The organism is Ancylomarina sp., from assembly GCF_041555295.1.
Taxonomy (GTDB): Bacteria; Bacteroidota; Bacteroidia; order Bacteroidales; family Marinifilaceae; genus Ancylomarina.
Genome location: NZ_JBFFKR010000223.1, coordinates 1 through 5,726 on the forward strand (window position 1 = coordinate 1; position 5,726 = coordinate 5,726).

Consider the following 5,726-nt stretch of genomic DNA (forward strand, 5'->3'; position numbering starts at 1 on the left):
CAAGTAAAAATGGAGTTTTTTACGAATGATTTATTTGGCATAAAAAAAGGGTTCAAGTTTTAATCTCAATAGAGAATATTAACTCAAACCCTTATTCTTGTAATTCAAATATCTAATGTTTGATTCTCACTAAAAAGAGATTCAAAATCTAAATTCTAAAACACCAATTTTAAACCAATCATGCCATTAACACCTTGACTTGGGTAGCCATGCCATAAATATGTTTCAGCATCAAAAATATTATTCACATTGGCATAAAGCGATAAAATATCATTCCATTTATATTCGGCTCCTAGTCCAAAATCAGCCAGAGCATCGAGTTGAGCGATATTCCCATTGGTCATAACAGATCTTTCGCCTACAAATATCAATTGAGCATTAAAAAGCCATTGATCGGTAAAACGATAGCTTGCTCTTGTCTCCATTTCGAAATTAGGCATATGCCAAGGCTCCTCTAAGCCGTCTAATGAGTAATGGGTATATTTTGCCAAGGCATATAGATTAAGTTCCTTATTAATCTGTAAATCGATTTCGCCCGTAAAACTCAATTTTGATAAATCATCGTAAACAACAGCATATTTATTCGAATAATTGGTTTCACTTGGCAGTTCACCTTGTGGAGAAACGGCCACATTAGCCATCGAGAAAAAATATTGATTTTCGATCGTCGCGTACTCAACAGAAAATAAAGCATTCGACTTAGAAGATATTCTGGTTTTAAAACCACCATAAACTCTATAATTAGTACTTGTATTTTCAACATCAAGACCTGAATGCACAAATGGGTTAGATTCAGAAATAGAACGGATTGTATTCAAATCAAGATTACCATCCAAGCCTGCAAACATATCCAACACTCTATCAACTAAAACAAGGCTGAACTTTACATCAGGATAAAGTTTGAACTCCGAATCATTTCCTAATACACTTTGGGCTTTTACACCCAATCTCATATTAAAATTACCTAAAGTCAAATTGTAAGATGGATTAACCATCCATAAAGAAGATCTCAAATCGTGATCCTTCAATTTTGAATCCCAATACACCAGATTATTGGTTTGAATAAAATTTAATGAACTTTCTAAAGACCACAAGCCTTCACCTGCCTTTATTTCGGCACGACCGTTCACGCCCAGATCCACTTCACTCACATTATACTTATCAGTGAAATATTCAAATTCAACACCAAGCGTATAATTTAAATCTTTAGCGTTTTTGTTTAAGGTTTCATAAGTTGTATTAAGTCCCAAATGGTTAAATCTCTGATTTGTGTCATCGAAGATATTTTTCTTTTCACTTATATCATTAGACAAAGGAGAACCGTAATAATTAAAAGACTTATGCTTGAAAAAAATACGAGAGCTCAATTTAGCATCATCTAAATAATGATTTCCATAAACTTCTGCCAAGAATTCCTTCCAATCAGGTTTCACCTCACTCCCATTCTCTAACTCTAACTTCCCATTACTGGAATAATGTTGAAGATGAACACCAAAATCTGTCTTTTTTGACTGAAGGTTATTATAACGATAATCAGCAAACAAACTCGCATAATTTCCAGCAGCCAGATCAAAAGAATGTCCCTGAATCTTTTTAAAACGTGCCCTCGTCACTTTAGCTGCTTTAATCGATCCTGGCGTAAAACTCACATCCAGAGATTTACTTCTGATTGAATAATCAAATTGCTTTCTAAAAGTTACAGTATCTACTATACTAGGCATTTCTCCAATACGTTTTGCCTTTTTAATTTTAGGCTTGAAATTGGTTCTTACTTTAACTTCCTTTTTTAAATCTCTTTGCTCTTGAGCATAGCCAAATAGACACATTACTGCAAATGTGCCTGTTAATAAAATTGATTTTATTCTCATATGTTGTGTATTTTCTTTTCCTGATATAATTAAATAAGAATCTTAATCATCAAGCTCGCCAACCATCTCATTTAAAATTGATTTAGCATCGTTCACTGATAACGAATCTACCTTTATTCGATTCTTATTATTTAGCTCTTTTTTAATTGACTTTACTTCAGTTTTATTTTGTGAGCTTATGACAGCCTCTTTCTTTAAAGCCTTTTCCTTAAGCTTATCATCATTTAAAATGGGTTCCAACTTTGCCTTAGCCGCTTCAACAATACCATCATCTTTAACCACATAGTTATCAACCACACTTTGCAAGGTGTAACGCGCCTGAAAGACATCTTTTTTATCGATAAAAATATCCGAAAGCAAAATAAAACTTTTACCTAACCAGTAGTGATGTGATGAATTCATTTCAATAAATTCATTCACTCGTTTTTCTGCTTCATCTATTTTTTGAGTTCTATAAAGCAATTCCGCCAATAGGAATCGTGACTCAGCACCTTCTACAGACTGAACTTCTTTAGCCAACTCCTGCAAATCCGTTTTTGCCAATGCATCATTTCCCAACTCTAAATAAGCTTTAGCTCGCTTATAGAGAATCTCTTTTCTTCCTCCCTTTTTAGTCTTAGATGAAAGAAGCAAATCCTTTGATAATTGTATTAAGTCCGAATGATTCTTCAACTCATAATAACATCTAAACAAGCCCCAATCGGCCGTTAATCTATTCTCATCTATTTCAGTCTTTACCTTAAGCGATTGATAATATTCCTGCGCTTTTAAATAATCTTTTTGCTTAAAATAGATTTGAGATGCACCCAATAAGGCTTTTTCTGTAAACAGATTATCGCCTCTTTCAAGAACCATCTCAAAGGCCAATAATGCTTCTTGATTATCCTGACGATTAAAAGCTGCTTCTCCTTGATAATAAGCTGCATTTATTCGAAACATTCCTTGTGGAAAAGTGATGAGATATTCAGCGAAAGCTAGTGTCGCTTTTTCATTCTGCCCATCCATATATAAGCGTTCTGCCGATAAATAAGTAAGAGAATCCTTTTCCGAAGTATCAACAATATACCCTGTCCCCAATGATTCTGCAAAAGCAAAATAAGCCGGAACATTGTTCATGTCAATATAAATATTCTTCATTCCCATTAAAGCACTTTTTGCCTCACTACTGCCTGCATACTCCAATATAACCAGCTTGTAATTCCTTATGGCTTCTGAATAATCTTTCTTATTATAATTCAACTGTCCTAATTGCAATAATGATTTTGCAACAAATTCGCTCTGTGGATAATCTGTAATTAAGCTGTTATAAATTGCCAGCGCTGCTCCTTCGTCTCCTTCTTTAGTTTTAGCCTTAGCTAATTCAAATAGTGCATCATCCTTATAGTCTGATTGAGGAAATTTTTGCGAAAAGTTTTTCAAAAGAGCGATCTTCTCATTTAATTGTCCTGACAAGCCTCGAGAAAGAGCATTCTGATATACGGCGTAATCTGTAGACCAGTTTTTAGCAGCTGCAGCTTTGGTGTAATATGCTGATGCTTCCTCATAATTCCTATCTAAGAAATAACAATCTCCAATTCTATTCTGAACATCAGTTAAGTATTCTGAAGATTTGCCTTTCATTAACTGTTCATATTTACGAAACCATTTAATGGCTTTAGAGTAGGCATCCAATTCGAACTCACAATAGCCTAAATTGTAATAAGCAGTACCAAAATATTTTGAATTTCCCACGCCAGGTGTTTGCATAAACTCGTGGTAGTTTTTGATCGCTACTATAAAATCATTAGCTCGATAATAAGCCTCAGCCTTCCAGTATAAACAATCAGCGGCCATTTCTCTATTGTATATTTTATAAGCCAACGACTGATTCAAGTATCGAAGTGATTTCTCGTATCGCGACTGTTTAAATAATTCTAAGGCATAAAAGTAAGCGACGCGTTGGTATGCTTCCTCTATACGTGTCGATTTCTTAATAATTCTATCCATTGATAACAAAGCTTGCTTATAGTTCTTAGTTGTCATATATACATTCACTAAGAAATCGTAAGCCTCATCGTTTTCATCAGAATCCGGATACTGATTTAAATAATCATCAAAAGCACCTATTGTTTCTCCCGTTTTAGAATAGGATAATTCATAACTGATCTTTGCAAAATTGAAGAGAGAGCTTTTCTTGATCTCCTTATCGGCACTCATTTTAGAAGCTTTTTCAAAAGCAAGTTTGGCTTCTTCTTTATCACCCATTTTCAGATAACAATCGGCTAAATTGTAAATGCTAATTTGCTGCATTGCATCTTGCCCCCCTCTCACTTTAAGAAATAACTCACTTGCCTTCTCATAATCCTTAACCTGATAATAGGAGAATGCCAATGCAAAATTCTCTTCTCTAAGTAGATTCTTTTTATCTTGAATTAGATAAGGAATGGCATCCTTGTAATTCTTTTGATTATAATAAGACAGACCAATCATCTTAGCAATCTCGGGAACTCTATCAACATCCGATTTTTCAAGAAACTTAGGAGCATAAGCAATCAACTTATCATACTTTTCTTGTAAGTAATAAATCTGAGTGATATAGTAGGGAATCAAAGGGGCATATCTATCATCATCGCCAAGATTTTCAAAGGCATTCAATGCTGTTTGGTAATTTCCTTTCTCGTAAGCAATATGGGCGTAGTAATAATTGGCTGACAACTGATACTCTCCTTTTTTATCAATCAGATCGAAAAAATATTTTCCAGCTTGTTCAGTATTCTCTGTTTTAAAATAAGAATAGGCCTTCATAAATAAGAATTCATCTTCCTGATCTTTTTCAATCTGATAAGCATCTGTTCTCTCTAACCAACCAAGAGCTTTACTATATTTCCTCTGCTTATATTTTTGCCTTGCTAACTGAAAATAGGCTTGATGCTCAAATAAGCTACCCGGATATTCATCCAGAAATCTCAACATATTTTTCTCAGCCTCAGGGCGCGAAAGTTCAATGGCACAGTAAGCCAAATAAAACTCAGCTCCAATTTTTCTATCTGAGAAATCTTTTTCTTTCTCAGCCACTTGCTGAAAACAATAGCGGGCACCACCAAAATCTTTACGTTTTAAAAGATCATGTCCCTTTTTCCAATTGCCAGAATAAACCTGACTAGCCACACTCTTTTGTGCAAAAGAACTCTTAAATGAAAGACTTAGTATGAATATAAAAACGATGGAAAGTAGAAGTCTAAGGCGCATATTGTCAATTATCATATGTGATTGAAATTAGCTTTGAAAATGTGCTTAAAGATACAAAAACAGATAGCAGATCGCATAGAAAAAAACACTGTTTAAATAAAAATCTTATCGTCCTTTTAAGAACGTCAAAATATAGCAGAAATTGCTCTATTATGCCTAATTGTTTTTAGAATCGGATAATTTTGAAACCAAACAAAGACCATGACAAATAATTTTCTAGATTTGTAGAACAGAGACTTTAAAACGCCGAAAAGTCTAGTACAAACAATAAGCCTAACATACAATGTCAGAAACTGCTATCATAAAACTAAATAATGCAATCATTCGCCAATCCGATAATATCATATTAAAAGATGTGAATCTGGAAATTGAAAGGGGGGAGTTCATCTATTTAATTGGTCGTGTTGGTAGTGGTAAAAGTAGTCTTTTAAAAACCCTATACGCGGATCTGCCTTTAAATGACGGAACTGGAAGCGTTGTCTGTTATAATCTACCTAAAATTAAGAAGAAGCAAGTGCCTTTTTTAAGAAGAAAAATTGGTATTGTGTTTCAAGATTTCCAACTCCTTACGGATAGAAATATTGAAGACAACCTCCATTTTGTATTGAAGGCTACGGGTTGGAAAAACTC

At 34.1% G+C, this 5,726-nt stretch carries 3 protein-coding genes; 1 reads left to right on the top strand and 2 read right to left on the bottom strand.

The genetic code is table 11. The annotated features are described in order from the left end of the window. Window positions 1-155: 155 nt before the first annotated feature. Window positions 156-1,868, bottom strand: a complete 1,713-nt coding sequence (locus tag ABY905_RS13265; protein WP_372644657.1) for a hypothetical protein — start codon at window positions 1,866-1,868, stop codon at window positions 156-158. A 42-nt stretch (window positions 1,869-1,910) separates the two neighbouring features. Continuing rightward, window positions 1,911-5,096 carry a tetratricopeptide repeat protein gene (locus ABY905_RS13270; RefSeq protein WP_372644659.1) on the bottom strand — a complete coding sequence of 1,062 codons (3,186 nt, stop codon included), beginning with the start codon at window positions 5,094-5,096 and terminating at the stop codon, window positions 1,911-1,913. Between the two features lie 283 nt (window positions 5,097-5,379). Here ABY905_RS13270 and ABY905_RS13275 point away from each other — a divergent pair. Then, on the top strand, window positions 5,380-5,726 hold a 347-nt coding region (locus ABY905_RS13275; protein WP_372644661.1), incomplete at its 3' end, for an ATP-binding cassette domain-containing protein.